This is a genomic window from Amycolatopsis coloradensis (genome assembly GCF_037997115.1).
Taxonomy (GTDB): domain Bacteria; phylum Actinomycetota; class Actinomycetes; order Mycobacteriales; family Pseudonocardiaceae; genus Amycolatopsis; species Amycolatopsis coloradensis_A.
The window spans coordinates 190,899-216,083 of record NZ_CP150484.1 but is presented as its reverse complement, the minus strand read 5'-3'; the positions used below and the strand labels follow the sequence as shown (position 1 = coordinate 216,083).

Genomic DNA, 25,185 nt, shown 5'->3' with positions numbered 1-25,185 from the left:
GTTCCGCCCCCAAGACTGGTCGGGATGCCGGCGGACGGCGGATCGGCATCCCGGCCACTCACTCCCCGCTTCCCCGGCGCAGGAAGGGCCTCGAATGTCCCCAGATCCTCTTCGCGCGGCACGGCTTTCCCGGCGCACGGTGCTGGCGGGAACCGCGGGCGCCCTCGGCGCGCTCGCCCTGCCCGGCGTGGCCTCCGCGGCTCCGGTGGATTGGTCGCGCGCCGTCGTCGACTCGACGATGAAGCGTCACACCCCGGCCACCCTCGGCGGCTGGGGCTACACCCGCGGCCTCTACCTCTACGGCCAGTACCTGGTGTACCGGCGCACCGGCGAGAAGTCCTACCTCGACTACATCCTCGCCTGGTACGACCGGTTCGTCACCGAGAGCGGAGTCTCCAACAATTTCACCAATCTGGACGCGATGCGCTCCGGGCAGATGTTCCCCTTGCTGTACACCGAAACCGGGCAGGCGAAGTACAAGACCGCGGCGGACCAGTTGCGCGCCCGGTTCCCGTCCTATCCCCGGACGTCCGACGGCGGGATGCTCCACGCCACGAGCAGGGTCGGGCAGCTGTGGGCGGACGGCGTGTACATGGCGCAGCCGTTCCTCGCCCTGTACGGCAAGACCTTCGGTGACACCGCCTACTGCTACGAAGAGGCCACGAAGAACGTCAGCGTCTACTTCGACCGGCTCAAGGAGCCCGCGAAGGGCCTGCTGTACCACGCCTATGACGAAGACGGCTCGGAACCGTGGGCCTCGGGCCCCGGACGGCATTCGAAATTCCACTGGGGCCGCGCGATCGGCTGGCTCGGGATGACGGCGATCGACCTCCTCGAAATCCTCCCCCGCGACCATCCGCGGCGCCGTCGTCTCGTCGACGTCGTGAAATTCCTCGCCGCGGGGTACACCCGCTGGCAGGACCGGGCTTCGGGCCGCTGGTTCCAGGTCGTCGACCGGGGCGGTGACAAGGACAACTGGCTGGAGACCTCGGCTTCGGCGATGTACACCTTCCTGCTCTCCCGCGCGGTGGAACGCGGCTACATCGGCGCCGAGTACCGGCCCGTGGCCGCGAAGGGCTATCGCGGGGTCTTGTCCCAGGTTTCGACCGGAGCCGACGGATTGACCGATATCTCGAACATCTCCGAAGGCACCAACGTCGGCGACACGGCGTATTACTACGCGCGTAAACGCAACACCAACGATTTCCACGGTCTCGGCGCGTTCCTCATCATGAATGAGCAACTCGCCCGCTGAGGTCGCCGCACCGGCCGAAGGGCGCTTTCCCCGCTTCCGACCTGGGGAAAGCGCCCTTCGGTCGTTTTCCGACCGGGTGCCGGGTATTGACCGGAGGCGCTAACATCGCGTGCTGCGACGCCCACTCCCAGGAGGGACGACCGGATGCGCGAGACGCCGCCCCTGGCCTCTTTTACCCGGCTCGAACTCGGTGACACCAGCACGATCCCGGTCGGTGTGACGGTTTCCCCGCACATCTCGCTGGTTTCGATGCTCGTCGAGGTCGTCGGCGGGTACGACCGCGGCCTGCCCGCCGCCTGGCGCCGTCAGGTGGGCTCGGCGATTCCCGAGCAGGGATATCGCGCGGCGAGCTCACTCGCCCGCCGCGGCACCTCGGTGCAGCCGGACTTCATCGTCCCGATCAGTCCCGGCGAGGACTGTTCCGCCGCGGCCCAGGCGGAAATGCTGCGCGACCTGACGGAATCCGACGTACTGAAAGGCCTGGAAGAGGTCTTCGGCGATCGGGTGCCCGCGCAGTGGCGGCAGGCCGCCGACCATCCGAGACGCTGGGCCGCCTCGCTCGCGGACGCCTTCACCGCGACCAGGCTGGCGACCGAAAACCTCTGGAGCAGGGCCCGTCCCCTGCTCGACCGCGAAATCGAGCGGATCGGCGTCGCCTCGGTCCGCGGCGGGACCGACGCGGTGCTCGGCCTGCTGCGGCCCCATTTCCGGTTCAGCAACGGCTGTCTGCTGCTGCCCGACGCCGAGCCGGCGAAGTACACCGTCCGTGGCCGCAAACTGATCCTCGTCCCGATGCTCGCGGGCAGCCGCTCGGTGGTGTCCAACCTCGACGAAGAGGACGCCATCTGGATCGGCTACCCGCTGCCGGGGCTCGACGGCCTGCTCGACGGCGGCAAGCCCGAACCGGCCCCCGGTGTCGACGGACTCGATCTGGTCGTCGGCGCCCACCGCGCGAAACTGTTGCGGCACTTGGGAAAGCCCGCCAGGATGGGCGAAATCGCGAATCTGCTGTCCTGTGCCGCGAGCACCGCGACCTACCACTGCGAACAGCTCGTCTCGGCTGGGTTGATCCAGCGGCATCGCGAGGGTCAGGTGGTGCTCGTGGTCCGGACGCCGCGCGGCGACGCGCTGGTGGACCTGCTCTCCTGAGCCGAGCGCGGTGGGCTGAAAGCGTCCTTCACCGCATCGGATGCGAGGAAAGCGTCCTTCACCGCGTCAGACGAGGCGAAGGACGCTTTCAGCCCACACTCACGAGGTCGCTAAACCCGCTGGAGTCCCGGCTTCCCCGCCTCGACGACGTAACTGCGGTCCGCGGCCAGGACAACCTTCGAGAAGTCGTACTCGGTGGTGTCCGAAAGCGTCATGAAGTCCGCCCGCATCTGCGTTTGCGACGCCGTCACGCGCACGTAACCACGCTTTCCCCGGCAGTACTTGACATGCGGGTTGTTCGACAGCCACGTCGAAGACGGATCGGTCGCGGTGTCGCTGTTGCTCGTGACCGAGGTCGTCACCAGTTCCGAACCGAACACCGGGTCGCTGTGGTTGAAGTAGTCGCGGCGCAGGTCGGCCGCCCAGTGCCGGTGGACGTCGCCGGTCAGCACGATCGGGTTCGGCACCTTGCGATCCACGATGCCCTTCGCGATCCGGTCGCGGGAAGCCTCGTAACCCTGCCAGGAATCGGGGCTCTCACAGGTCGCCTTGTTCCCGTCACCGTCACGGGTGGCGAAGAAGACCTGCTGGCCGAGGAAGTCCCACTTCGCCGGATGCGTCTCCAGTGCCTTCAGCAGCCACGCCTCCTGCGCCGTGCCCAGGATGCTGCGCGACGTCGACCGCATGTCGGTGCACGACGGGCCCGCCGAACCGGACGGGTCCGGCACCTGCGCGCTGCGATACTGGCGGGTGTCGAGCATGTGGAACCGGGCGAGGTTCCCCCAGCCGAACTGCCGGTACAGGCGGATCGACGCGCCGCTCGGCTTCGCGGTGGACCGGATCGGCATATTCTCGTAGAACGCCTGGAAACCTGCGGCCTTGCGCGCGTCCGTCGCCGGGCTGGTGGTGCCGTTCCAGTTGTTCATCACCTCGTGGTCGTCGAAGACCACGATCCACGGCGCCATCGCGTGCGCGTTCTGGAGGTCGGCGTCGGTCTTGTGCTGGGCGTGCCGGGCGCGGTACTGGGCGAGCGTCGTCACGTCCTCGGTGGACGCCAGTTTGCGCGGATTCCGGTCGGCGGCGGCACGGCCGGACTTCCGCTCGTACATGTAGTCGCCGAGGAACAGCACCAGATCCGGGTTGTCCGCGAGCATGCCCTTGTACGAGTGGTACCAGCCTTCCTCCCAATGCTGGCAGGAGGAGAAGCAGTACTTCAGCTGGTTCACCGCCGCACCGGCGGCGGGGGCGGTCCGCGTCCGGCCGACGGGCGAAATGTGGCCGCTGGTCTTGAACCGGTAGAAGTACTCCCGTCCCGGTTCGAGGCCCACCGGTTCGATGTGGACGCTGTGTCCGGAGGCACGGGCCGCGGTCACGGTGCCCTTCTGCACGATCGAGGAGAACGCCTGGTCGTCGGCGAGTTCCCAGTCCACTGTGTACGAAGCGTCCGGCATGCCGCCGAAACCGTCGGGGTTCAGCGGGGCGGGAGCGAGCCGCGTCCACAGCACGACACTGTCCGGCAGCGGGTCACCCGACGCGACACCGAGCTGGAACGGGTCGTGGATGGCGGGCGCCGCCGCCAGTGTTCTCGCGTTCGCCCACGAAGGCACCGTCGACGACAACGCCGCCGCCGAAACCGCCGCGGCCCCACCGAGGAGTACCGCACGCCGATTCACCTGGCCCATGAAAATTCAACCTTTCGAAGTGGGGAAAGAACGGGGAGGGATTTCACGCGGCGTAATCGGTGATGCCGCCACTACAGGCCTCGAGCGTCGGATTCGCGGCGGCGTCGGCGACGCAGACCTTGTAATAGACCCACGATCCCTTCGCGACCGGCACGGCCTTGTCGACGTGGGTGCCGTTACCGCCGGATGCCCAGACGTAGAACGGGCCGGCGCCACCCTTCAGCCAGTACGCGACCACGGCGGACTTGCCGTCGGCGTTCCTGTCGTAGACGAGGAAATGCGCGTCCGAAGAGCGGAACTGCCCCTCACCCGCGCAGACGCCGGTGGAGCATTCGGCGCTGCCGGAGCCGACTCCGCAGTCGGGGGCGATCCGCTGGTCCGAGCCGGTGTAGACGTAGCCGTCCGAGATGTAGCCACCGAGCGCGGGGACGTAATCCCACAACGTCGTGGTACCCAGCGGACCGGTGACCGAGGTCCCGACCGTCTGGCAGTCGATGGTCACCGTGGCGCCGTTGGCCACCGTGCGCACCGCGGTCGAGGAGGTGCTCGGGGCGCGGCGGACGTTCAGCGGATCGCCCGCCGTCTTCACGGTCCCGGTGGCCGCGGCCAGTGCGGGAGTGGCTCCGGCGAGACCCAAGGCGCCCGCCGTCACCAGCACGAGAAAGAAACCGGCGAGCCGCCGGACACTTGAACGCTTCATGGCTTCAGCGTCGACCGGCGTCGTACACATCACGTACAAACGCCGACCGGCTGTCTGCACATGCATGCGAATGGATCTAGCCAACCATGGCGGGACGGCAATATTATCGGCGGATATGGGGCTCCTGCCGTATTGGCGGTTTAGGTGACTATTCTCGGGTTTCGCGTTCTCGGTCCGCTCGAAGTGGCGGTGGACGGGCAGGTGGTGCCGCTCGGCGGGCCCAAACCCCGGCTGCTGCTGGCCGCTCTCCTGCTCCAGCCCAACGTCGTCGTCTCCACCGAACTGCTGATCGAGGTCCTGTGGCCTTCGTCCGCTCCCCGGTCGGCGGCGGCGAACATCCGCACCTACGTCCATTCACTCCGCAAACGCCTCGCCGACCACGACCCCGAGCTCGGGGAGCGCATCGGAAGCCGGGCATCCGGATACATCCTCAAAGCCACTCCCGACGAGATCGACCACATCCGCTTCGGCGAATTGGCCGCCCGCGCGCAGGACGCGCTCGGCCACGGGGAAGCCGAATCCGCGCTGGACCTGCTGGATCAAGCCGAAGCGCTGTGGCGCGGCGAGGTCCTCGAAGGTCTCCCCCACGACCACGGCTGGGGCGCGACCGTCGCCCGGCTGACGGAATTGCGGCTCGCGGTCCAGGAACAGCGCCTGCGCGCGAGGATCGAACTCGGCCGGACCGCCGAAGCCGTCGCCGAACTGCGCGGCCTGGTCACCGAACATCCCCTGCGCGAGGAGCTCTGGCAGCAGCTGATCGTCGCGCTGCGGGCCGACGGCCGCACGGCCGACGCGATCGAGGCCTACGAAACGGCCGAGAAGGTGCTCGCGGACGAACTCGGCACCGAACCGGGGCCGCGGCTGCGGGAACTGCGGGCTTCGCTGGTCCTCACGCCGTCCGCGACCCAGGACGCGGTGACCGCCGCCCTCACCGTGCCGGTGACGCCGGTCTGCCAGCTGCCGCTGGACCTGCCGGACTTCACCGGCCGCGACGACGTGGTCGGCGAGCTCGTCGGCCTCTTCCGTGAACGCAGCGAGCAGGGAAAGCCGGCGATCGCGGTGCTTTCGGGGGCACCGGGGATCGGCAAGTCCTCCGTCGCGATCCGGGTGGCGCACGCGGTCCGCGACGATTTCCCGGACGGTCAGCTGCACGTCGACCTGGCCGGGACGTCGTCATCGCCCCGGCCCCCGATGACCGTGCTCGCCGAGCTGCTCCGCGCGCTGGGCGTCCCGGACGCGGGGCTGCCGCGTGATCTCCCCGAGCGCGCGGCGTTGCTGCGTTCCCGGCTCGCGACACTGCGGATGTGCGTCGTCCTCGACGACGCCGGCAGCGCGGCGCAGGTCCGCCCGCTGCTGCCCGGCGCGGGTTCCTGCGCGGTGCTGATCACCAGCCGGGTCCGGATGCCGGATCTGGCCGGGGCCACCCCGGTCGACGTCGACCTGCTGCCCGAGGCCGAGGCCGCGAAGCTGCTCGAAGGCATCGTCGGCACGGAAAGGGTCGCCGCGGAGCCGGACTGCGCGACGGCGATCCTGCGCCACTGCGGGTATCTGCCACTGGCGATCCGGGTCGCCGGGGCGAAGCTGACCCATCGGCCGGGCTGGACGTTGCGCGTGCTGGCCGACCGGCTGCGCGACGAAAGACGAAGATTGGACGAACTCCGCGTCGGAGATCTCGCCGTGCGGGCCAGTGTCACCCTCAGCTACGACCTCCTGCCTATGTCGGCGGCGACCGCGTTCCGCGGCCTCGGCGGGCTCGGCTCGGTCCAGTTCCCCGGCTGGGTGGTCGCGGCCCTGCTCGGCCGCACGCACGGTGAGGACGTCCTCGATGTACTGGTGGACGCTCATCTGGTCGAGCTCAGCGGCTCGGACGCCACCGGCGAGCCCCGCTACCGCCTGCACGACCTGTTGCGGTGTTACGCCCTCGAACTCCGGGCGCAGGACGTCCCGGCGAAGGCGCGCGACGCCACGAAACGGGTGCTGGAGGGCTATCTCGCGCTCGCGGTCGAGGCCGCGGATCGGATGCCGATCCATTTCTTCGGGCTCTACCGGGACGACACGGCCGTCCAGCCCGCGCTGCCACCGGGTACCGCGCATCTGATCGAGGACCCGGCCGCGTGGTTCGCCGCCGAGCGGCACACCTGTGTCGCCGCCGTCTCGCTGGCCGCCGACCTGGGTTTCGACTCGCTGGCCTGGCGTCTCGCCGCCGCGCTGGCCCCGTACTTCGACCAGCGCGGTCACCAGGACGACTGGATGCACACCCATGCCGTCGCGCTGGCCGCCGCGCGCCGCTCGGGCGAGGTCCGCGGCGAGGCGATCATCCAGCGCAACCTCGGGCAGATCCAGCTGTACCAGGACAGCTACGCCGAAGCGCTGGTCGCGTTCGAGCAGTCGCAGCTGCTGTTCGACAAGGTCGGCGACACGCAGGGCGCGGCGATCGCGCTGGCCGGGCTCGGCACCGTGCTGCGGATCAAGGGCGAGGACGCCGTCGCGCTGGAGCACTGTCACGCGGCGCTCGACCAGTTCTCGGCGGCGGGCGATCCGCACGGCGAGGCCCTCGCGCGGATCGCGATCGGCGCGGTGTGGCTGGCGCGGCGCCGGTTCGACGAAGCGGAACGCTGGTTCACCGAGGCGCTCGATCAGTCCGCCCGGATCGGCGATCGGCACCGGGAGGCGCACGCGTTGAAACGGCTCGCCATGCTGCGCCAGCACCAGGGCGACCTCGCGGGCGCGCGGGAGTGGGTCGACCGTGCCATCGCGATCTTCAACGAACTCGGCGACGACCACTGCGTCGGCTACGCGAACCAGAACCTCGGCGAGTTGTATCTGCACAGCGGCGATCTGGCCCACGCGCAGCTGCTGCTGGTCAATTCGCTGAGCGTGCACCGGCGCAACGGGGATCGCCGGTCCGAGGCCGAGGTGTCCCAGCTGCTCGGGGAACTGCACGAGGCGCTGAGCCAGCCCGAGCGGTCGCGGACCTATTCGGAGCGCGCGCTGGCGTTGTGGCGGGAACTCTCCGCGCGGCCACAGGAATCCGCACTCGCTTCGCGCCTGCAGGAAGCGGCCGAAGCCTCCTACAACGACTCCGCGAGCGCCTGACCTTTTCGCACTTCGGCACCTGATTGCGGGTTCACCCACCGCGATCAGGTGCCGACTCACGTTTGTATCGATCGTGTACACCCCCCGGCGAAGCTCCCTTCGTAGCCACCGAGAGTGCTCGAAGGGAGACCGGAATGGTCCGGACCGTTAAGGCCCGCCGGGTGATGGCGGCCGTGCTGGCCGTGGGGGCGGTCACCGCCTTGGCCGCCAGCCCCGCGAACGCGGCGCCCGAGGGAAGCTGGCGCGCCGACTTGTCCACTGTGGACGGCGACGACGTCAACGTCCGCAGCGACGGCGGCGTGCTCAGCCTGGAAAACGCCGCCTGGCACAGAAAACCCGACTCCGTCGGCAGCCAGGGTTACCTGCTGCTCGCCGAGCAGAAGCTCGGGAAGCCGGTGAACCGCGTCACCGCCCAGGTGACCGCCGACGCGCCGAAGGGCACCGAGGTCGAGGTCGACGTCCGAGGCAGGCTCAACTCCCAGGACTGGACGGAGTGGACGCCCACCGAGGGCGGCGCCGCCCACCTGCCCGCCTCCGTCTCCACCGTCCAGGTCCGCATCGGACTGCGCACGGTGACCGACGGCGTGACCGCGAAGGTCAGCGACGTCACCCTTCAGGGTGAGCTCGGCCCGCAGGTCAACGCGATCGGCGCGGCCGCGGCCCCGCTGACGTACCGGGTCTACGGCACCCGCGAGGGCCTCGTCGGCGGCACCACCGCCAACGGCCACGTGATCAAGTCCCGCGACCACTTCGTCGCCCTCCCCTCTGGCCGTGGCCTGGCGCCGAAGAACACCGGCAACTACACCGTCCGGATCTGCCGCACCGACAACAGCCGCTGCGAGTACGCGCCGGTGTGGGACGTCGGTCCGTGGAACACCAAGGACGACTACTGGAACCCGTCGGCCACCCGCCAGATGTGGAAGAACCTGCCGCAGGGCAAGCCCGAGGCACAGGCGGCGTACCAGGACGGCTACAACGGCGGCAAGGACGAGTTCGGCCGCAAGGTGGCCAACCCGGCGGGGATCGACCTCGCGGACGGCACCTTCTGGGACGGTCTGAAGATGACGGACAACGGCTGGGTCAACGTCTCCTACCTGTGGACCGGCTCCGGCCCGACCGGCGTCATCAGCACCGCGGGCGACCCGATGAACGTCCGGGCTTCGGCCAGCACCACCGCGGCGATCAAGGGCCTCGCGGCGAACTACGCGAAGGTCAACATCGAGTGCTACGTCGAGGGCGAGACCGTCACCGGCAAGTTCGGCACCAGCAACGTCTGGGACCGGATCGGCCCGGGGCACTACGTCTCCGACACCTACGTGCAGACCGGCTCGGACCTGCCGGTGGCACCCAAGTGCTCGTGACCCCCTGAACCCGCTTCGGCCGAAGGCCCCGCTATCGCGGTGACAAGGCGCCCCTGGCCACGTCGATCGCGGTCGCGGGGTCAGAGGTCGAACACAGATCGCGAAGGCCCGGCGTACCCCATAACGCCGGGCCTTCGCCCTTTCGTCCCGCTGCGGGAAGAACTCCTGCCGCATTCCAACAACTACGGCGGCTACCTGAACTTCATGAACGAATACGACGAAGACCGGGTGCGCACGGCGTTCGGCGCGGAGAAGTACGCGCGCCTGGCCGCCGTCAAGGCGGTGTACGACCCGGACAACGTGTTCCGGCACAACGCGAACATCCGTCCCACTGAGTGAGCCGTTTATTCACAACCATGAATGGTCTTCACAATGCCGTGATCGTCGTGCGAAACTCCCGTGACGCATTTCCCACTGACGAATGGCGGGTATGGTGAGCGTTTCCCGGCGAACCCTTTTTACCCATGTTCCCGGCATTGCCGCCGTCGCGGCGACGGCGATCACCCCGGCCGCCAGTGCGGCCGGGGAAGTGGCCGACAGCCTAAGGACATTCCGCCGAACGGCCGACTACGCGGTGACCAAGCTGCGAGCCGTCGCACCCGGCGTGACGGCCTTTCCGGAGATCACCCGGTTCGAGAAATGGACCTATTCGCAGAACGGCGGCTGGATCGGCGGATTCTGGCCGGGCACTTTATGGCTCGCCTCGATCTACAGCGGCGATCCGCAATTCCGCACCCTCGCCATGGCGTCGGCGGAAAAGCTCGCGCCGCGCCAGCACGAGACGCGGGACCACGACCTCGGATTCCTCTTCTACCCGTCGTGGGTGACCGGCTGGCGGCTCACCGGCGACGAGAAATGGCGCGCCGGCGCGCTCACCGCCGCCGCGTCGCTCATCCAGCGCTACAACGAAAAAGGGAGGTTCATCCGGGCGTGGGGCGCACTCGGCACGCCGAACAACGCCGGCCGGGTCATCATCGACACGATGATGAACCTGGATCTGCTGACCTTCGCGAGCAAGCAGACCGGTGACCGGAAGTACCTCGACATCGCCGTCTCCCACGCGAAGACGACCGAACGGGTCTTCCTGCGCCCGGACGGTTCGACGCCGCACGTGTTCGATTTCGATCCCGAGACCGGCGCCGAAATCGGCCCGAACACCGTGCAGGGTTACAGTCCGGCGTCCTGCTGGTCGCGCGGTCAGGCGTGGGGGATCTACGGGTTCACCACGATGTACCGGCGTTCCGGCGACCCGCTGTTCCTGCGGACCGCGCAACGCCTTGCCGACTTCGCGCTGCGTGCCCTCACCCCGGACGCCGTGCCGGTGTGGGACTACCTCGCACCGCAGGCGCCGCACGACATCAAGGACTCCTCGGCCGGCGCGGTGATGGCGTGCGGCCTGCTCGACCTGGCGAAGGTCGCGAACCGGCCGCACTACCGCGAGGCGGCGATCCGGATCCTCACCGCGTTGTGCGACACCTGCCTGACCACGAAGTCCACCCGCGCCGAGGCGATCGTGGCGCGGGGGACGCGCAACCGGCGGGCCGAGGACGGCGTCGAGGTTTCGCTGCCCTACGCCGACTACTACCTGCTGGAGGGCATTTTGCGGGTGCTGATGCCGAAGGAGATCGACAGGGCGATCGACCTGTCGAGCGTCTGACCCGGCGGGGTCACCTGGCAGGCGGCGTTCCCTGAAGGTAGTGAAGGCCTCCTTCACTACCTTCAGGGTAGGGAAGGAGGCCTTCACGGACCTCCGGCAGGCCGCGGCCGTGCAACGAAGGGCGCTCAGTGCGCGTGGTGCCCCTCGTGACCACTGTGTCCGCCGTGGTCGCCGTGGTCGCCGTGCCCGCCGTGGTGCGCGTGGACCTTCGCATGCCCCAGCCCGCGCCCGATCATCCACTTGTTCACCGGCACCGTCAGCACGAACGCGACGGCCAGCGCGAACGCCAGCGCGCCCCAGAACAGCGGACTCGCGAGCCCCGCCTCCATGGCACCCGGCACCACCAGCATGACCCCGTTGTCGACGATCTCCATGACCGCGATCGACACGGTGTCGGCCGCCAGCGCCACCTTGAGCGCGGTGCCGAACGGCAGGCCCGACTTCAAGACGCCGCGCATGGTCAGCGCGTAGCCGAAGACGAAAGCGAGCGCCACCGCGAGGATGATCGTCGCCACGTTGCCGAGGCCGAGCGCCGTACCGATCACCATGCCGAGGACCTCACCGATCGCACAGCCGGTGAGGCAGTGCAGCGTCGCCGAAGCCGCCATCGACCAGCTTGCTCCATGCCGTGTCTCGTTCATGCGGACACTATACCCCCCACCCGTATAAGTGGCGCAGTGATCCGCGTCTCGCGGTCGCTCACCGTCACCCCCGTAGGCCGACCCGGTAATCGGCCCAGGTCGATGAACTCACTTCCGTAACCCTTTGCGCTCATCCGGTTGACCGGGGTAACCGAGGACCCCTAGTTTCGCCGGAGGTCTCCACCGCGCGTAGACCGATCGGCTGGTTCAGGTAGTTCCGTGACTATGGGGTGGAGATGCGAGGGCCGACGAAGACGCTCGTCGTTGCCACTGTGCTCGCTTGGGGCATGGTGTTCGGGCTGACCGGCTGTGGCGGTGGTGAAGAACCGGCGGAGACGGCGGCGAAGCCGATCCGGATCGCGTTCGTGCCGAAGGTCGCGGGCATCCCGTACTTCGAGGCGATGAACGCCGGCGGGCAGGCCGCGGCCAAGCAGCTCGGTGTCGAATGGTCCTCGACCGGCCCGGTCACGGTGGACCCCGCGGCGCAGGTCTCGATCGTGCGCGGCCTCGTCGACCAGCAGGTGGACGTCATCGCGATCGCGCCGAACGATCCAAGGGCGATCGCCCCCGCGATCACCGAGGCACGGGCCAAGGGCGTCCATGTGATCACTTCGGACACCGACGCACCCGGCACCGATCGCGAACTCTTCGTCAACCAGGCGACCCCGGAGGGCATCGGCAAGGCGCTCACCGACGCCCTGATGAAGAAGATGGGGAACGCGGGCAAGTACGCGATAGTCTCCTGCGGCGAGACCGCCGAGAACCTCAACGCGTGGATCGCGGTTCAGCGCGCGTATACCGCTACGGAGTACCCCCATGCACAGCTCGTCGAGACGGTCTACGCCGGCGAGGACAAGGACAACGCCACCGCGCTGGCCAAAGGGCTGATGGCCAAGTACCCGGACCTCACCGGCCTGGTCGGCGAATGCACGACGTCCGCGCCCGGGGTCGCCGAGGCCGTGCGGTCGCAGCAGAAGATCGGCCGCGTCTTCACCGTCGGCGTCGGGACGCCGCAGGCGATCAAGCCGTACCTGCTGGACGGCTCCGCGTCGCTGTCGGTGCTGTGGAACGTCGAATCGCTCGGCTACCTCACCGCGTGGGCGGGCAAGCAGATCGCGGAGGGCAAACGGCTCAGCCCGTCGAACAAGGTCAACCTCGAACTCCCCGCGATCAAGTACGAGGAAGACACGAAGACCGTGCTCCTCGGCGACCCGCTGCTCATCACGCGCGAGAACGTGGACCAGTTCAAGTACTGACTCACCGGGCCCGCCGGACGGCACCCGCCGCCGCGCCGCCGCCGAGGATCAGCACCAGCGCGGTCAATCCCCACCGCCGCTTCTCCTTCGTGCGGGCAAGGGAATCGGTCTCCGCCGCCTCCTCCTTCCGTTCCCGGGGCGCGGCCGAACGAGACGGCTTCGGCGCGGGAGCGGGCGGCGGGACCACCTGAGGTGCCGGAGTGGGCGCCGGGCTCGGCGACGGCGTCGGAGAGGGGGTCGGTGAAGGACTCGAACTCGGCGACGAAGACGGACTGGGCGAGGGCGTGGAAGACGGAGTGGGTGACGGCACCGGAGTCCGAGTGGATGTCGGCGTGGGTGTCGGAGTCGGCTTGGGCGGCTCGGGTTTCGGCGGCTCAGGCGCGGTGAGGCAACCCGCGGCGTCCGAACCCGCCAGCGGCGGGCCCGAACGCACGACGGTCACCTGCCCGCTTCGGTCGAGGCGGTAGAGCACGCTGCGCCCGCCGATCCGGTTCGCCGTGGCGTACAGGGCGCCGTCGCGGCCGAGCACGACGGAGCCGTAGACGTCGGCGGGCGGGAAGCGCGCGTCTTCGGCTTCGCGGACCTTGCCGGATGCCGGGTCGATGGTGATCACGGCGCCCTTTCCGCGCCAGGTGGTGGACACGCCGTAGAGCAATCCGTTGTGGTACGCGAAATCGTTGACGTCGTGGGCGAGCGTGATCGGCCGCAGGAACACCGTCCTGATCACCCGCAGGTACCGCTCTCCCGGCGACAAGTCCACTGTGTACAGTGTGCCGTTCCTGAGCAGATACCAGTAATTCTCGCCGATCGCGCCGGCGGTCACCCCGGCGACGGGGCTCCACACCGGCAGCCGGTTCCCGGCACGGGTGATCGGCCCGAGATCCTGGGTCTTCCCGTCACGGTCGATCGTCACCGCGTGCCCGCCCCGGCTGAGTCCTTCCGCGACACCGAAGACCAGGTTCCGCGTCGCGGAGTAGCCGAGCGCGTTGAGCCGGTAGCCCGGCTCGGTCACGCGCGAAGTGGTCCCCGATCCGGCGTCGAACCAGCGCAGCTTCGACTTCCCGTGCGACCCGGTCTCCGCCTGCACCACCAGGCAGGACTCGGCGGCGCGCGCGGCCATCGGGGCCAGCAGCGCCGACGCCCCCACCAGGCCGGCGACGGCCACCGTCGCCGCCGTCCGCGTCACCCGGTCCACGGTGCTCACCGGCTCAAGAGATCCTCGCCAGCGCGGAGGTGAACGCGTCCGGCGGGATCCGTACCCCACCGCCGAACGGGTTCTGCAGCTGGTAGATCGCGAACAGCAGCAACGTGACCGTGCCTGCCAGGGTGGACACGATCACGAGATGCGCGGCCAGCCGCGTACCGCCGAACAGGTTGGGCAACAGCGCCGAGACGAGGCTGCCGAGAATGAGCGCGAACCAGACGACGCCGCCGACCCGGCCGCCGACGACCGCGTTGAGCCGGTCCTGCCGGGCTTCATAGACCTGCCAGAGCTGGGTGGACGCCTCGGCCTTGCGCTCACGGACCCAGTCGTCGTCCGAGGGGGCCTTGTCCACCGCCTTGCGCAAGTTGTCGAGGTGCGTCCAGCCGAGATCGGGGAGGCTCGTCTGCCCCCCGGCCATCAGCGGCCACTCCTTCTTTTCGACCGTGGTGATGTACTCCGCGCTCAGCTTCCGAACCTCGTCCTTGACCTCGGTCCCCAGCGAATCGGCGGCCCAGACGGCGGCGACCAGGCTGTCCGCCTCGTGGTACGAGCCCTCGCGCGCCGCGCTCGCGGAGTCGAAGAGCGAGATCAGGACGAACGCGACCAGGACGGCGTGCAGCCCACCGACGATGGTGAACACCTGGCCGGCGGCGTCGTTGTTGTCGGGCCGTCCCTCGTCCCAGCCGAACCTGCGGACGAGGTAGCCGACGAAGCCCGCGAGGGCCGCCGCGCCGACGACCCAGGCGATGCCGGTCAGGTACATGCCCATTCGAGTCCTTCCCACGGAGACTGCTGAAGCTAGTTCACCCTTCCACGAGCGAAAAGACCGGTTGAATCAATTCATACCAGCGGCGGACTCAGCGCAGTCGATCATCACCGGCTCGGCCCAATTTCTCAGCACTCGAAACAATTTCCGATACGCGCCGGAAAGGCGCGTCACCGATCGGAGAGCGCGGCTTCACGACCGAGTGAGTCGCCACCACGAGACGTCACCGACTCCGCCGCATACCGGCATTTCGCGCAGCTTCGACACCCGAACGGCCGCCTCCGGCCGCGCGTCCGGGACGGTCGGCAAACAGGTGAACATTTCCGCAGACCCGATCGAGTTGTTTGTCGGGGCATTACCCCTTGCTATGTTGACTTTGCCACCGCCCTACTCGAATGGTTATCCACGAATTGCGAAAAACAGCAGTTCTCCGGGTCGACTGAAAGGGAGTCCGTTGACGACCATCGAGACCCATACCGGAGCCCGGCCCGCCGGTGAAGTGCTGACCTGGAGCCGGAATCTGCTCGACCCGGCCTTGCGCGAGGCCGTCGACGGCATGCCCGAATCGATGCGGCTCATCGCCGGCTACCACTTCGGCTGGTGGGACGAACACGGGCGTCCGTCCACTTCGGACAACGGGAAGGCCTTGCGGCCCGCGCTCGCGCTGCTGTCGGCGCGGGCGGTCGGAGGGCACGCCGAGATCGCCGTCCCGGTGGGTGTCGCGGTGGAGATGGTGCACAACTTCTCCCTGCTGCACGACGATGTGATGGACTCCGACACGACCCGGCGGCACCGCCCGACGGCCTGGACCGTTTTCGGCACCGGCGCGGCGATCCTCGCCGGGGACGCCCTGCTGTGCCGGGCCTTCGAGGTGCTGGCCCCGTTCGGGCAGACCGCGCTGCGGGTGCTCAGCACCGCCGTGATCGACCTGCTGGAGGGCCAGAGCGCCGATCTGAAGTTCGAGGAACGCGGTGACGTCGACACCGCCGAATGCGTACGGATGGCCGAGGGGAAGACCGGCGCGTTGCTCGGGGCGTCGTGCACGCTCGGGGCGCTGGCCGGGGAAGGGAGACAGGATCAGGTCGACCGGCTGACCGAGTACGGGAGGGCACTCGGGCTGGCGTTCCAGCACATCGACGATCTACTCGGGATCTGGGGCGATCCGGCGGTGACCGGCAAACCGGTCCACTCGGATCTGTCCAACCGGAAGAAGTCCCTGCCGGTGGTGGCCGCGCTCCACTCGGGGACGGAAGCCGGGCGAGAACTGGATGCCTTGTACCGCAAGGAAAACCTCGACGCCGCGGAATTGCCCCACGCGGCCGAGCTGGTGGAACGGGCGGGCGGCCGGGCTTGGAGTCAGGAGCAGGCCGACGCGCTCCTGACCGGCGCGCTGCACCATCTCGCCGTCTCGAATCCGGTGCCCCGCCCAGGCGCCGAGCTCGCGGCGCTCGCGAAACTGGTGGTACGGCGACGGTATTGAAGGCGGGCGCGGTAAGGCAGGGGTGGGCGGGACGAGCCCGCCCCTGCCCCCTCTGGTCAGCGGCCGGGGCGGGTCAGCCCCCGCTCGCCCGCGCCGCGGCTGAGGACGACTTCGTCGGTGGCCTCGAGCGCTTCCGCGCCGGCGTTCCCGGCCTGTCCCGCGGTCAGGTCGAGCAGGCGGATCGGCGGGCCGAGCTGGACCAGTGTCGGGACATATTCGGCCTTGTCGACCTTCCAGCGTTCGCCGTCGCGCACGAACCGGAACCGCGCGGCCGCGCCCTGTTCCGTCGAACCCTTCGGCTCCGAATGGCGGGCGACGCTGTTGCCGAGGCCGTAGGCGACCCACTTGCCGTTGATCTGCTCGAAGGGCTGCACGACGTGCGCGTGATGGCCGATGATCAGGTCGATCGAGTCGTCGCCGAGGAGTTTCTTCGCCAGTGAGCGCTGTTCGGCGGTCGGCTCGTGCTGGTACTCGGTGCCCCAGTGCAGGCTCGCGAGGACGACCTGCGCGCCCGCCTTCCGCGCGGCCTTGGCCTCGGCGATCACGTCTTCGGCGTCGATCTGGTTCACCAGCCAGGGTTTGCCCGCGGGCACCTTGATCCCGTTGAACCCGTAGGAGTACGAGAGCTGGGCGACCTTGACGCCGGTGACGTCGACGATCAGCGGCTTCTTCGCCTCCTCGGCCGAACGCGCCGAGCCGGTGTGCTTGATCCCGGCCTCGTCGAGTTCGTCGAGGGTCCTGGTCGCGCCGTCCACGCCCTGGTCGATCGTGTGGTTGGACGCCGTCGAGCAGTTGTCGTACCCGGTGTCCTTGAGCGCGCCGGCTATCTCGGGCGGCGCGCTGAACGACGGGTAGCCGCTGTACGGCCCGCCCTTCGGCGCGAGCGGGGTCTCGAGATGGCAGATGCCGAGGTCGGCCCCGGAGATCAGCGGTTTGATCCCGGCCAGCAGAGGCCGGTAGTCGATCTTGCCACCACCGTCTTCCTTCGCCTGTTCGGTCAGCGCGGGGTGGATCAGCACGTCGCCGGTCGCGACCACGGTGAACGACCCGTCCGGCGCCTGGCTCGACGGCGGCGCCTCGGACGTGGCGGGCGGCTGCCGCTGTTCCGGAGCGCTGCCGCACCCCGCGAGCAGGAGGGCGGCGCCGAGGAGGGCAGTGGTCTGACGGGCACGGGAGCTGAGCATTTATTCCCTCGATCGGGTGAAGGTCCCTCCATCCTGCCTTACGGCCCGTAGGCACGACACTCAACCGAGGTCCACGGCACTTTCCGTTCGTGAATCGCCTCCGGAACCTGGGAGGATCGCCGCCATGGCCGTCCTGAACGATCAGCGGAACGGGAGACGCTCGTGCGGCGCGCCCCTGAGTCGTGAGTGATAAAGAGCATTAGAACGCAATGCCACGTAACTTAAGTTGATCTTGGACGAGGTTGACAGTCGGGGTGAAGGCTCCCTTCGCTGCGCCTGATGCGACGAAGGGAGCCTTCGGCCCTGGTCGTGGGCCGAGGGGGTCAATCAGACATCGAGTCAGCGAACGTGTCCTTAATGGACACTCAGGAACGCAGTCGGCTCCCGCCGGCCAGGGCAACTGAGCGCGTGACCTGCGGCAACCCTCACCGCTTACGATCAAGACACCCACCCAAGATCGACTTAAGCTACGTGACATTGGATTAGAACGCTCTCTAGCACTCACGACCCCTCCGCAAAAGAGCACTCGGTTGGCACTAAGTGTCCCTGTGGACACTCCGCTTGCCGGCTCAAGCCAGGCAGTCGCCGGGCTCTCCCCTGCGCAGCGCCGGATCCTCCTGCGGGAACGTCCGCGCCACCCCCGGCCCACTGGTGCGCGTCTCGAACCGGACGGTCACCCGTCCGTGCCCGGCGCCCTGCACCCACCCGGTTCCGTACGACTCGTGCACGACGTCGTCCCCGGGCCGCCAACTCGACGACACCACCGGCACCGGCACCGGCGCCGGGGCTCGCTCGACCACGGGCGTCTCGGCGGCCGGAACCGAAAGAGTGAACAGCGGATCCTGATGCGGCACCGAAAGCCCGGAGAACGCGACCCCGGCCAGCCGCACCCCGCCGAACTCGGTCGGATCGATCAGCAGCCGTTCCGCCATCGCGGCGAGCTGGTCGAATTCGTCGGTGGGCGAGGCCATCGTCTCCGAACGCGTCACGGTGCTGAAGTCGGTGTGCCGCAGCTTCACCACCACCGTCCGCGCGACCCGTCCGGCGTTGACGAGGCGCCGGTGCGCGTGCACGGCGAGGTCGCGGACCTCGCGCCGCAGGCTCGTCAGATCGATCAGGTCCCGGTCGAAGGTCGTTTCGGCGCTGACCTGTTTGAGCTCCGCGCGGTCGGACACCGGCCGGTCGTCGACGCCGGTGGCCAGCCGCCGCAGGTCCCGCCCGACCACACTGCCCAAAGTGGACACCGCGTCGGCGTCGGAGAGCGCGGTCAGCTGGCCCAGTGTCCGGACGCCGATCGCCCGCAGTTTCCCTTCCGCCACCGGGCCGATCCCCCACAACACCCTGGTCGGCAGCGGCGCGAGGAAGTCGCGTTCGGTGCCCTGGTCGACGACGAGCAGCCCGTCCGGTTTCGCCAGATCCGACGCGACCTTCGCGACCTGCTTCCCCGACGCCGCCCCGATCGACGCCACCAGGCCGATTTCGGACCGGATGTGCTCCCGCAGGCGCGCACCGAACTCCCGCACCTCGTCCGAGGAGGCACCGGCCAGTGAAGGCGGTTCCGCGAAGGCCTCGTCGAGGGAGATCCGTTCCAGCACGGGCGCGTACTGGGCGACGAGGTCGAACACCTGGGTGCTCAGCAGTTCGTACAGTTTGAACCGCGGCGGCAGGATGACCCCGTTGGGCGGCAGCAGCCGCCGGGCCTGCGACATCGGCATCGCCGATTTGATCCCGTGTTCGCGCGCCTGGTAGCTCGCCCCGGCGACCACGCCGCGCGGTCCCGCGCCGCCGACCAGTACCGGACGGTGGGACAGGGTCGGCCGGGTCAGCTGTTCACAGGAGGCGTAGAACGCGTCCATGTCGAGGTGGATGACCCACCGGTCATGCCCGCCCATCGCCCGGCACCTCGAGAAGACGATGCAGGGCCTTCGTGTACTCCTCGAACGCGGCCCGGCCACGGGTGGTCAGCTGGACCAGGGTCACCGGCGTGCGGTGCTCGAACGCCTTCGTGATCTCGACGTAGCCCGCGTCCTCGAGTTTGCGCAGATGGGTCGACAGGTTGCCCGGTGTCATGTCCAGCAGTTGCTGCAGCCTCGGGAAGGTGATGCTGTCCCCCGGCCCCAGGCTCGACAACGCCACGGTGACCCGCAGCCGCGCCTGCGCGTGGATCACCGGGTCGAGCTGGGGCAACCCGTCTTCGCTCATCGCGCCCGCACCAGGAAGACCAGCGACGCCACCAGGAAGCCACCGCCACCCGCGAGGCTCAGTACGAGGAAGTTGTGCGGTCCCCCCGCCAGCACGCTCGCCGCGCCGCACGCGATGATCCACACGCCGAGGCCGTACTGCAGCTTGCTCTGCCACAGCATCCCGCCGGCGAGGTACATCAGACCGGTCAGTATGAGCGAGGTCCCGGACCACAGCAACGGGATCAACTCGCTGTCGAGGCCGAGGCGGATCAGCGCGGTGTTCACCACCGTCAGGCCGCCGAACGCGATCATCCAGCTCCACCCGTACATCGCCCCGACGAGCCGGGACGGCCCGCGCACCCCGCGGCCCGACCGGATGCCGTAGATCGCCGAATACGCCATGGCCCCGGCGAAACCGGCGACGGCGATCACGCCGGCGGCCCACATCGGCAGCAGCGCGGTCGGCGGGGCGGAAAGGTAGACGAGCCCGAAGCCGAGCAGCCACACCAGACCCCATACGGCGAGCAGCACCGCCGGATTCGGCCCGATCTCGCGCCGGGTCTTCTCCGCCTGCGTGGCGATGAGCGCGAGCGACTCCTCGGGCGTCATCGGCCGCTCGTCGCCGTCCCGTTCATCCTCCACCACTTCGGAAAACTAACACGGGTTCACAGTCTCGCCGTGTCGAGCCGGAACCTCGCCATCACCACGAGCGCGGGGATCACGAGCCACGCCGCGAGCACCCCCACGGCGGTCAGCGTGCCCGAACCGCCGAGCACCGGCGCGCGGCCGATCTCGCCGAGCCAGTACGTCGGCATGAGGTGCCCGGCCGTGTTCATCCAGCCGGGCAGGACCTGCAGCGGGATCCACAATCCGCCGAACATGCCCAGCGGCAGCATCAGCGCGCCGGTCACCGCCTGGACGGTGTCGCCCTTGCCGAACAGGCCGATCATCAGCCCCAGCACCGCGAAGGGCAGCGTCCCGAGCCAGAGTGTGCCGAAGATCGTCAGCCACTGGCCGGTTTCGAGCCGGATACCGCGGATCATCCCGGCCGCGAAGATCACCAGCAGGACGGGCAACGCGACGAACAATCCCGCCGACACCTTGACCATCAGATAGCCCGGCGCCCGCATCGGGGTCAGTCGCAGGGTGCGCTGCCAGCCGTCGGTGCGCTCGGTGGCGACGCGGGTGCCGGTGAACAGCGCGGCGGTCATGGCGCCGTACGCGGCCATGTTCACCATGGTCACCGTCGCGGTCGAGATCCCAGGAGCGATCTCGCGGGCGCCGAAGATCCCGCCGAACAACAGGAACATCGCCAAGGGCATGCCGATGGTGAACAACGCGAACTGCGGGCTTCGGACGATGCGCTTGATCTCCAGCGCCAGGTAGTTCAGGTTCATCTCAAAGCTCCTTCAGCCGCATCGGCGGTCAGCGCGATAAAGGCTTCTTCCAGTCCCACAGCGGTGATTTCGATGTCCGAGGCGAGCGGGAACCCGCGCAGCAGGCCGCGGATGGCGGCGTCGGAATCGGCACAGCTCAGCTCCGCGTGCCCGGCACGCAGCACCGCGCGCGATACCCCGGGCAAGGCGGCGAGCGTGGCTTCGGTGGCGTCCGGGACGACGGCACGCAGCACGCGTCCGGCGACCGCGGCCCGGACCTCACCGACCGGACCGTCCGCGACGACCCGGCCGTGCCGCATCAGCACGACACGGTCCGCGTAGTCCTCGGCTTCGGCGAGGTAGTGCGTCGCGAAGAGGACCGTGCGGCCCGTCTCGGTGTACTCGCGCATCGACGCCCAGAACCGGCGCCGTCCGTCGACATCCATGGCCGCGGTCGGCTCGTCGAGCACCAGCAGGTCCGGATCGCCGACCAGCGCGAGCGCGAACCGCACCCGCTGCTGCTCACCACCGGACAGCTTCCCGCAGCGGCGATTCGCGTATTCGGTGACGCCGGCGCGCTTGAGCACCTCACCGACCGGCAGCGCGTTCCGGTGCAGCGAGGCGAACAGGCCGACGAGTTCGGTGACCGTCGCGTCCCGCAGCAGCGTCCCGTTCTGCGCCATCGCGCCGACCATCCCCCGGTCCATCGCCTCGCTCGCGCCGAGCCCGGCGACCCGGACCTGGCCGGCGTCCGGCCTGCTCAGGCCCAGCAGCATGTCGATGGTGGTCGACTTGCCGGCGCCGTTCGGCCCGAGCAGCGCCACCACCTCCCCCGGCGCGGCCCGCACGCTGACATCGTCGACGGCCAGTACGTCGCCGAAGCGCTTGACCAGCCCTTCGAGCCTGAACGCGTCCGCCATGACTTTCCCCCTTCGAGCACTCTGAACTACAAAGCTCACTTCCACTTTGTAACACAAAGTCCCCTGGCTCGGAAAGCTTGGAGCGCGTGAAGGCCCCCTTCCCTCGGCTGAACCGAGGGAAGCTTCGCCGCCACCGCCTCGGCGCGGCTCGCGGTCCGGTTCCACGCGGNCCGCCGTTCGTCTGTGCCCTTCCCTCGGCTGAACCGAGGGAAGGGGGCCTTCACGCGCATCCTTTAGGCGGGCACCCGGGAGGTGGCGGCCTGAGGAACCGAAGCGGGTGCCGGAGGCGGCACCGGGAGCGGCAGCGGCGCGCATTCGACGTCAGCCGTCCGCCCGGGTTTGCGCTCGGGCAGCGCCCCGGTCGCCAGGTAGTCGGCGATCCGGTTGTCGACGCACGCGTTGCCGCGCGGGGTGATGGCATGGCTCGTCCCGCCCGGCTCACCGATCAGGCGAGCACCGGGGAACCGGCTACGCACTTCGAGGCTGCCTTCGTACGGCGTCGCCGCGTCGAGGGTCTCGCCGATCATCAGCACACTCGGCACCTTCGAGCCGTCGACCTTGACCGGCTTGCCCGGCTTCGCGGGCCAGTACAGGCAAGGCCCGTTGAACCAAGCGTTCTGCCACGTGAAGTACGGCGCCTGCTGATAGGTCCGCCAGTTGTCGCGCTTCCACTGCTGCCAGCTCGGCGGCCACTTCACGTCCGTGCACTGGACGGCGAGGTAGACGGCGTACCCGTTGTCGTCACCGCGGCCGCCGAAAGCCTCGAACAGGCCCTTCATCGTCTGCCAGTCACCCTGGTTGACGAACTTCGCGAGCGCGTCGCCGAGCAGCGTCCAGCGCAGCTGGTAGTACGACGCCTGCTGGAAGACGTCGATGAACTCGTCCGGCCCGATGTAGCCGCCGGCCGGAACCGCCGCCAGCTTCTTCAACTGCTCGTCGAAGACCTGCTTCACCGCGGCCTGGGTCTTGCCGAGGTGATAGACGGCGTCGTGCGACGCGACCCAGCCGAACCAGATGTTGAGGTTGACGTCGAAGGCCACGTCCTGGTTCAGGTTGGCCTGATACCAGACGTTGCGAGGGTCCACAGTGGAATCGAGGACCATCCGGCGGACGTGCTGCGGGAACAGCGTCCCGTAGACCTGGCCGAGGTAGGTGCCGTAGGAGTACCCGTAGAAGTTCAGCTGCTCCACGCGGAGCGCCTTGCGGATACTCTCCATGTCCTTGACCGTGTCGGTCGTCTTGATGTTCTCCAGCAGCGCGCGGCTGTTCTTCTCCGCGCACGCGTCGGCGTAGGACTTCGAACGCCGCAGCCAGGTCTTCTCCAGCTGCCGCGTCGTCGGCACGTAGTTCGGCCGGTTGTAGTCCATGTAGTCCGGGACGCACGAAAGCGCCGGCTTGCTGGAGCCGACACCGCGCGGGTCGAAACCGACCCAGTCGTAGGCGTCGCCGGCGCGGTTCGGCACACGCGTCCCACGGGTCGCGAGCAGCAGCCCGGAACCGCCGGGCCCACCGGGATTGGTGAGCATGACGCCCTGGTACCGCGCGTCGGGTGTCTTGTGCTTGACGCGGCTGAGCGCGAGCTGGATCTTCTCGCCGCGCGGCCGCGAATAGTCCAGCGGAACGGACAGGTAGCCGCATTCGGCACCGGCCTTGATCAAGGTCTCGTCGGTACAAGCGCCCCAGGTGATCGTCTCGGCGGGCTGCGTCTCTTCCGCGGCGACGGCGGGCGCGGTCACCGCGACCGACGCCAGCATGGCGACGGCCAGCGCGGTGATGAGCACACGTCTCAAGGTTTCTCCCTTTCCCTCCAAAGGTGAAAGCCCCGAAACCCTATCCACGTCCATGACCTGCGGAAGCCTTCCGGCGAAGGTCCCTACCAACGGCGGGTCCCGATCGCGGCAAACCGGGCAACCCGTTAATCGGTTGGGCGGCCTCGCGGGGATCGCTAGGCTGTCGATCATGATCTACTTCATCCGCATGCGCACCGCCTGAGACGGCGTGCCCGCAGGGCCTCCCGCGATCGGGAGGCCCCCTTTCTGCGCGCCGTCTGACATTCCTTCACGAATTCCAGACAGGACATCATGCAGAACAAGCACATCGCCATGATCGGCAGCACCGCGCCGAGCCATATCTATCCGTCGCTGGCGATCATCCGTGAGCTGGTCGCTCGCGGGCACCGGGTCAGCTACGCCGTGGGCGAGCCGCTCACCGGGTTGATCGAGCCGACCGGGGCCGAGGTCGTCCCGCATCCGTCGATCCTTCCGCTCGGCGATCAGGCGGCGTGGCCGGAGGATCCGGCGTCGCAGATGCGGGTCTTCCTCGACGAGGGCATCCAGGCGATGCCGGTGCTCACCGGCTTCTACGACGAGAACCGCCCGGACCTGCTGCTCTACGACATCGGCGGGCTCCCGGCCCCGCTGCTGGCCAAGCGCTACGACGTTCCGGCAGTGCAGCTTTCCCCGACGTATGTCGCCTGGGAAGGCTACGAAGAGGACATGGGCGAGATGCTGACCGCGATCCGGACCTCACCGTCCGGAAAGGACTATTTCGCCACGTTCACCCGATGGCTGCACGAGAACGGCATCGAGGCCGACGCCTGGGACTGGATCTCCCATCCGCCGCAGGTGCTCGCGCTGCTGCCGAAGGCGATGCAGCCGAACGTCGAACGGGTGCCGTCGTCGGTCCGGTTCGTCGGCCCGGCGCTGGACCCGGAACGCCTCGCCGACCGGAGCTGGACCCCGCCGTCGAACGGCAAGAAGGTCCTGCTGATGTCGCTCGGCACGGCGTTCACCGATCAGTTGGACCTGTTCCGCGCCTGTGTCGACGGCTTCCGCGACTCGGACTGGCACGTGGTCATCTCCATCGGCCAGACCGATCCGGCCGCGCTCGGGCCGCTGCCCGAGCACATCGAGGTGCATCAGTTCGTGCCGCAGCTCGCGGTGCTGGAGGCCGCGTCGGCGTTCATCACGCACGCCGGCATGGGCGGCAGCACGGAATCGCTGTGGTACGGCGTTCCGACCGTCGCGATCCCGCTGGCCACCGACGGCTTCGGCAACGCCGCGAAACTGGCGGAACTCGGCGTCGGTGAGCAGCTCCCGGCCGACGAGGTGACGCCCTCGACGTTGCGGGCCGCCGTCGAGCGCGTCGCCGGGTCGCCCGAGGTGGCCGCGCGGCTCGCCGAGGTCCGGGCCGAGACGCGCGGGAACGGCGGCATCGACAAGGCCGCCGACGCCGTGGAGTCCTTTCTGAGCTAGGACCCTTCTGCCATGAAGGAG

At 68.8% G+C, this 25,185-nt stretch carries 21 protein-coding genes; 9 read left to right on the top strand and 12 right to left on the bottom strand.

Annotated features, from left to right (window positions below; genetic code table 11):
* Nucleotides 1-94: 94 nt before the first annotated feature.
* Together LCL61_RS00790 and LCL61_RS00785 are read left to right on the top strand one after the other, a co-directional pair.
* Nucleotides 95-1,255: a glycoside hydrolase family 88 protein gene (locus LCL61_RS00790; RefSeq protein ID WP_340685058.1), complete on the top strand. Its 1,161-nt coding sequence runs from the start codon at nucleotides 95-97 to the stop codon at nucleotides 1,253-1,255.
* 144 nt (nucleotides 1,256-1,399) lie between these two features.
* Complete coding sequence (locus tag LCL61_RS00785; protein ID WP_340685057.1) at nucleotides 1,400-2,404, top strand: helix-turn-helix domain-containing protein; 1,005 nt, start codon at nucleotides 1,400-1,402, stop codon at nucleotides 2,402-2,404.
* A gap of 110 nt (nucleotides 2,405-2,514) precedes the next feature.
* Here the strand turns inward: LCL61_RS00785 and LCL61_RS00780 are convergent, their stop codons facing one another.
* Both LCL61_RS00780 and LCL61_RS00775 read right to left on the bottom strand, forming a co-directional pair.
* Nucleotides 2,515-4,086 (bottom strand): alkaline phosphatase D family protein, encoded by a 1,572-nt coding sequence (locus LCL61_RS00780; protein WP_340685056.1) that lies wholly within the window; start codon nucleotides 4,084-4,086, stop codon nucleotides 2,515-2,517.
* Nucleotides 4,087-4,129: 43 nt separating this feature from the next.
* Complete coding sequence (locus LCL61_RS00775; protein WP_340685055.1) at nucleotides 4,130-4,786, bottom strand: SH3 domain-containing protein; 657 nt, start codon at nucleotides 4,784-4,786, stop codon at nucleotides 4,130-4,132.
* A 144-nt stretch (nucleotides 4,787-4,930) separates the two neighbouring features.
* Between LCL61_RS00775 and LCL61_RS00770 the strand changes: the two genes are divergently transcribed.
* The 4 genes from LCL61_RS00770 to LCL61_RS00755 all read left to right on the top strand — a co-directional run bounded on the left by LCL61_RS00770 (nucleotide 4,931) and on the right by LCL61_RS00755 (nucleotide 10,900).
* Complete coding sequence (locus tag LCL61_RS00770; protein WP_340685054.1) at nucleotides 4,931-7,882, top strand: AfsR/SARP family transcriptional regulator; 2,952 nt, start codon at nucleotides 4,931-4,933, stop codon at nucleotides 7,880-7,882.
* Between the two features lie 134 nt (nucleotides 7,883-8,016).
* Nucleotides 8,017-9,243 (top strand): hypothetical protein, encoded by a 1,227-nt coding sequence (locus LCL61_RS00765; protein ID WP_340685053.1) that lies wholly within the window; start codon nucleotides 8,017-8,019, stop codon nucleotides 9,241-9,243.
* 204 nt (nucleotides 9,244-9,447) lie between these two features.
* Nucleotides 9,448-9,582 carry a BBE domain-containing protein gene (locus LCL61_RS00760; RefSeq protein WP_340685052.1) on the top strand — a complete coding sequence of 45 codons (135 nt, stop codon included), beginning with the start codon at nucleotides 9,448-9,450 and terminating at the stop codon, nucleotides 9,580-9,582.
* A 94-nt stretch (nucleotides 9,583-9,676) separates the two neighbouring features.
* Nucleotides 9,677-10,900, top strand: a complete 1,224-nt coding sequence (locus LCL61_RS00755) for a glycoside hydrolase family 88 protein (protein ID WP_340688455.1) — start codon at nucleotides 9,677-9,679, stop codon at nucleotides 10,898-10,900.
* Between the two features lie 125 nt (nucleotides 10,901-11,025).
* Here the strand turns inward: LCL61_RS00755 and LCL61_RS00750 are convergent, their stop codons facing one another.
* Nucleotides 11,026-11,508 carry a DUF4396 domain-containing protein gene (locus LCL61_RS00750; RefSeq protein WP_425342023.1) on the bottom strand — a complete coding sequence of 161 codons (483 nt, stop codon included), beginning with the start codon at nucleotides 11,506-11,508 and terminating at the stop codon, nucleotides 11,026-11,028.
* Nucleotides 11,509-11,771: 263 nt separating this feature from the next.
* On the opposite strand from LCL61_RS00750, the gene LCL61_RS00745 reads away from it, so the two are divergent.
* Nucleotides 11,772-12,797, top strand: a complete 1,026-nt coding sequence (locus LCL61_RS00745) for an autoinducer 2 ABC transporter substrate-binding protein (protein ID WP_340685049.1) — start codon at nucleotides 11,772-11,774, stop codon at nucleotides 12,795-12,797.
* Between the two features lies 1 nt (nucleotide 12,798).
* Here LCL61_RS00745 and LCL61_RS00740 read toward each other — a convergent pair whose 3' ends face one another.
* Complete coding sequence (locus LCL61_RS00740) at nucleotides 12,799-14,001, bottom strand: DUF6923 family protein (RefSeq protein WP_340685048.1); 1,203 nt, start codon at nucleotides 13,999-14,001, stop codon at nucleotides 12,799-12,801.
* A gap of 4 nt (nucleotides 14,002-14,005) precedes the next feature.
* Entirely contained in the window at nucleotides 14,006-14,770 is a 765-nt protein-coding gene (locus LCL61_RS00735; protein WP_340685047.1) for a hypothetical protein, read from the bottom strand.
* Between the two features lie 451 nt (nucleotides 14,771-15,221).
* Between LCL61_RS00735 and LCL61_RS00730 the strand changes: the two genes are divergently transcribed.
* Nucleotides 15,222-16,247: a family 2 encapsulin nanocompartment cargo protein polyprenyl transferase gene (locus LCL61_RS00730; protein ID WP_340685046.1), complete on the top strand. Its 1,026-nt coding sequence runs from the start codon at nucleotides 15,222-15,224 to the stop codon at nucleotides 16,245-16,247.
* A gap of 56 nt (nucleotides 16,248-16,303) precedes the next feature.
* Here LCL61_RS00730 and LCL61_RS00725 read toward each other — a convergent pair whose 3' ends face one another.
* From LCL61_RS00725 to LCL61_RS00695, 7 genes are all read right to left on the bottom strand, one after another.
* A complete protein-coding gene (locus LCL61_RS00725; RefSeq protein ID WP_340685045.1) occupies nucleotides 16,304-17,431 on the bottom strand; it encodes a CapA family protein in 1,128 nt (375 codons plus the stop codon).
* A gap of 569 nt (nucleotides 17,432-18,000) precedes the next feature.
* Nucleotides 18,001-19,323 (bottom strand): DNA polymerase IV, encoded by a 1,323-nt coding sequence (locus LCL61_RS00720; protein WP_340685044.1) that lies wholly within the window; start codon nucleotides 19,321-19,323, stop codon nucleotides 18,001-18,003.
* Nucleotides 19,310-19,633: a transcriptional regulator gene (locus LCL61_RS00715; protein WP_340685043.1), complete on the bottom strand. Its 324-nt coding sequence runs from the start codon at nucleotides 19,631-19,633 to the stop codon at nucleotides 19,310-19,312. The genes LCL61_RS00720 and LCL61_RS00715 overlap by 14 nt, the downstream gene beginning before the upstream one ends.
* The gene (locus LCL61_RS00710; RefSeq protein WP_340685042.1) at nucleotides 19,630-20,259 is read right to left on the bottom strand and encodes a hypothetical protein; all 630 of its coding nucleotides are present in this window, start codon (nucleotides 20,257-20,259) and stop codon (nucleotides 19,630-19,632) included. Before LCL61_RS00710 ends, LCL61_RS00715 begins: the two co-directional genes overlap by 4 nt.
* A 20-nt stretch (nucleotides 20,260-20,279) precedes the next feature.
* On the bottom strand, nucleotides 20,280-21,011 hold the full coding sequence (locus LCL61_RS00705) for an ABC transporter permease (protein WP_340685041.1): 732 nt from the start codon (nucleotides 21,009-21,011) through the stop codon (nucleotides 20,280-20,282).
* Complete coding sequence (locus LCL61_RS00700; protein ID WP_340685040.1) at nucleotides 21,008-21,910, bottom strand: ABC transporter ATP-binding protein; 903 nt, start codon at nucleotides 21,908-21,910, stop codon at nucleotides 21,008-21,010. The genes LCL61_RS00705 and LCL61_RS00700 overlap by 4 nt, the downstream gene beginning before the upstream one ends.
* Nucleotides 21,911-22,143: 233 nt before the next feature.
* Nucleotides 22,144-23,664 carry an alpha/beta hydrolase gene (locus LCL61_RS00695; RefSeq protein WP_425342022.1) on the bottom strand — a complete coding sequence of 507 codons (1,521 nt, stop codon included), beginning with the start codon at nucleotides 23,662-23,664 and terminating at the stop codon, nucleotides 22,144-22,146.
* Nucleotides 23,665-23,991: 327 nt separating this feature from the next.
* On the opposite strand from LCL61_RS00695, the gene LCL61_RS00690 reads away from it, so the two are divergent.
* On the top strand, nucleotides 23,992-25,164 hold the full coding sequence (locus tag LCL61_RS00690; protein WP_340685038.1) for a macrolide family glycosyltransferase: 1,173 nt from the start codon (nucleotides 23,992-23,994) through the stop codon (nucleotides 25,162-25,164).
* Nucleotides 25,165-25,185: the final 21 nt, after the last annotated feature.

Coding starts and splice junctions, on each gene's coding strand:
- LCL61_RS00790 (WP_340685058.1), top strand. CDS start 95: ATGTCCCCAGATCCTCTTCGCGCGGCACGGCTTTCCCGGCGCACGGTG.
- LCL61_RS00705 (WP_340685041.1), bottom strand. CDS start 21,011: ATGAACCTGAACTACCTGGCGCTGGAGATCAAGCGCATCGTCCGAAGC.
- LCL61_RS00715 (WP_340685043.1), bottom strand. CDS start 19,633: ATGAGCGAAGACGGGTTGCCCCAGCTCGACCCGGTGATCCACGCGCAG.
- LCL61_RS00695 (WP_425342022.1), bottom strand. CDS start 23,664: ATGCTGGCGTCGGTCGCGGTGACCGCGCCCGCCGTCGCCGCGGAAGAG.
- LCL61_RS00760 (WP_340685052.1), top strand. CDS start 9,448: ATGAACGAATACGACGAAGACCGGGTGCGCACGGCGTTCGGCGCGGAG.
- LCL61_RS00780 (WP_340685056.1), bottom strand. CDS start 4,086: ATGGGCCAGGTGAATCGGCGTGCGGTACTCCTCGGTGGGGCCGCGGCG.
- LCL61_RS00700 (WP_340685040.1), bottom strand. CDS start 21,910: ATGGCGGACGCGTTCAGGCTCGAAGGGCTGGTCAAGCGCTTCGGCGAC.
- LCL61_RS00775 (WP_340685055.1), bottom strand. CDS start 4,786: ATGAAGCGTTCAAGTGTCCGGCGGCTCGCCGGTTTCTTTCTCGTGCTG.
- LCL61_RS00690 (WP_340685038.1), top strand. CDS start 23,992: ATGCAGAACAAGCACATCGCCATGATCGGCAGCACCGCGCCGAGCCAT.
- LCL61_RS00785 (WP_340685057.1), top strand. CDS start 1,400: ATGCGCGAGACGCCGCCCCTGGCCTCTTTTACCCGGCTCGAACTCGGT.
- LCL61_RS00725 (WP_340685045.1), bottom strand. CDS start 17,431: ATGCTCAGCTCCCGTGCCCGTCAGACCACTGCCCTCCTCGGCGCCGCC.
- LCL61_RS00750 (WP_425342023.1), bottom strand. CDS start 11,508: ATGGCGGCTTCGGCGACGCTGCACTGCCTCACCGGCTGTGCGATCGGT.
- LCL61_RS00765 (WP_340685053.1), top strand. CDS start 8,017: ATGGTCCGGACCGTTAAGGCCCGCCGGGTGATGGCGGCCGTGCTGGCC.
- LCL61_RS00735 (WP_340685047.1), bottom strand. CDS start 14,770: ATGGGCATGTACCTGACCGGCATCGCCTGGGTCGTCGGCGCGGCGGCC.
- LCL61_RS00720 (WP_340685044.1), bottom strand. CDS start 19,323: ATGGGCGGGCATGACCGGTGGGTCATCCACCTCGACATGGACGCGTTC.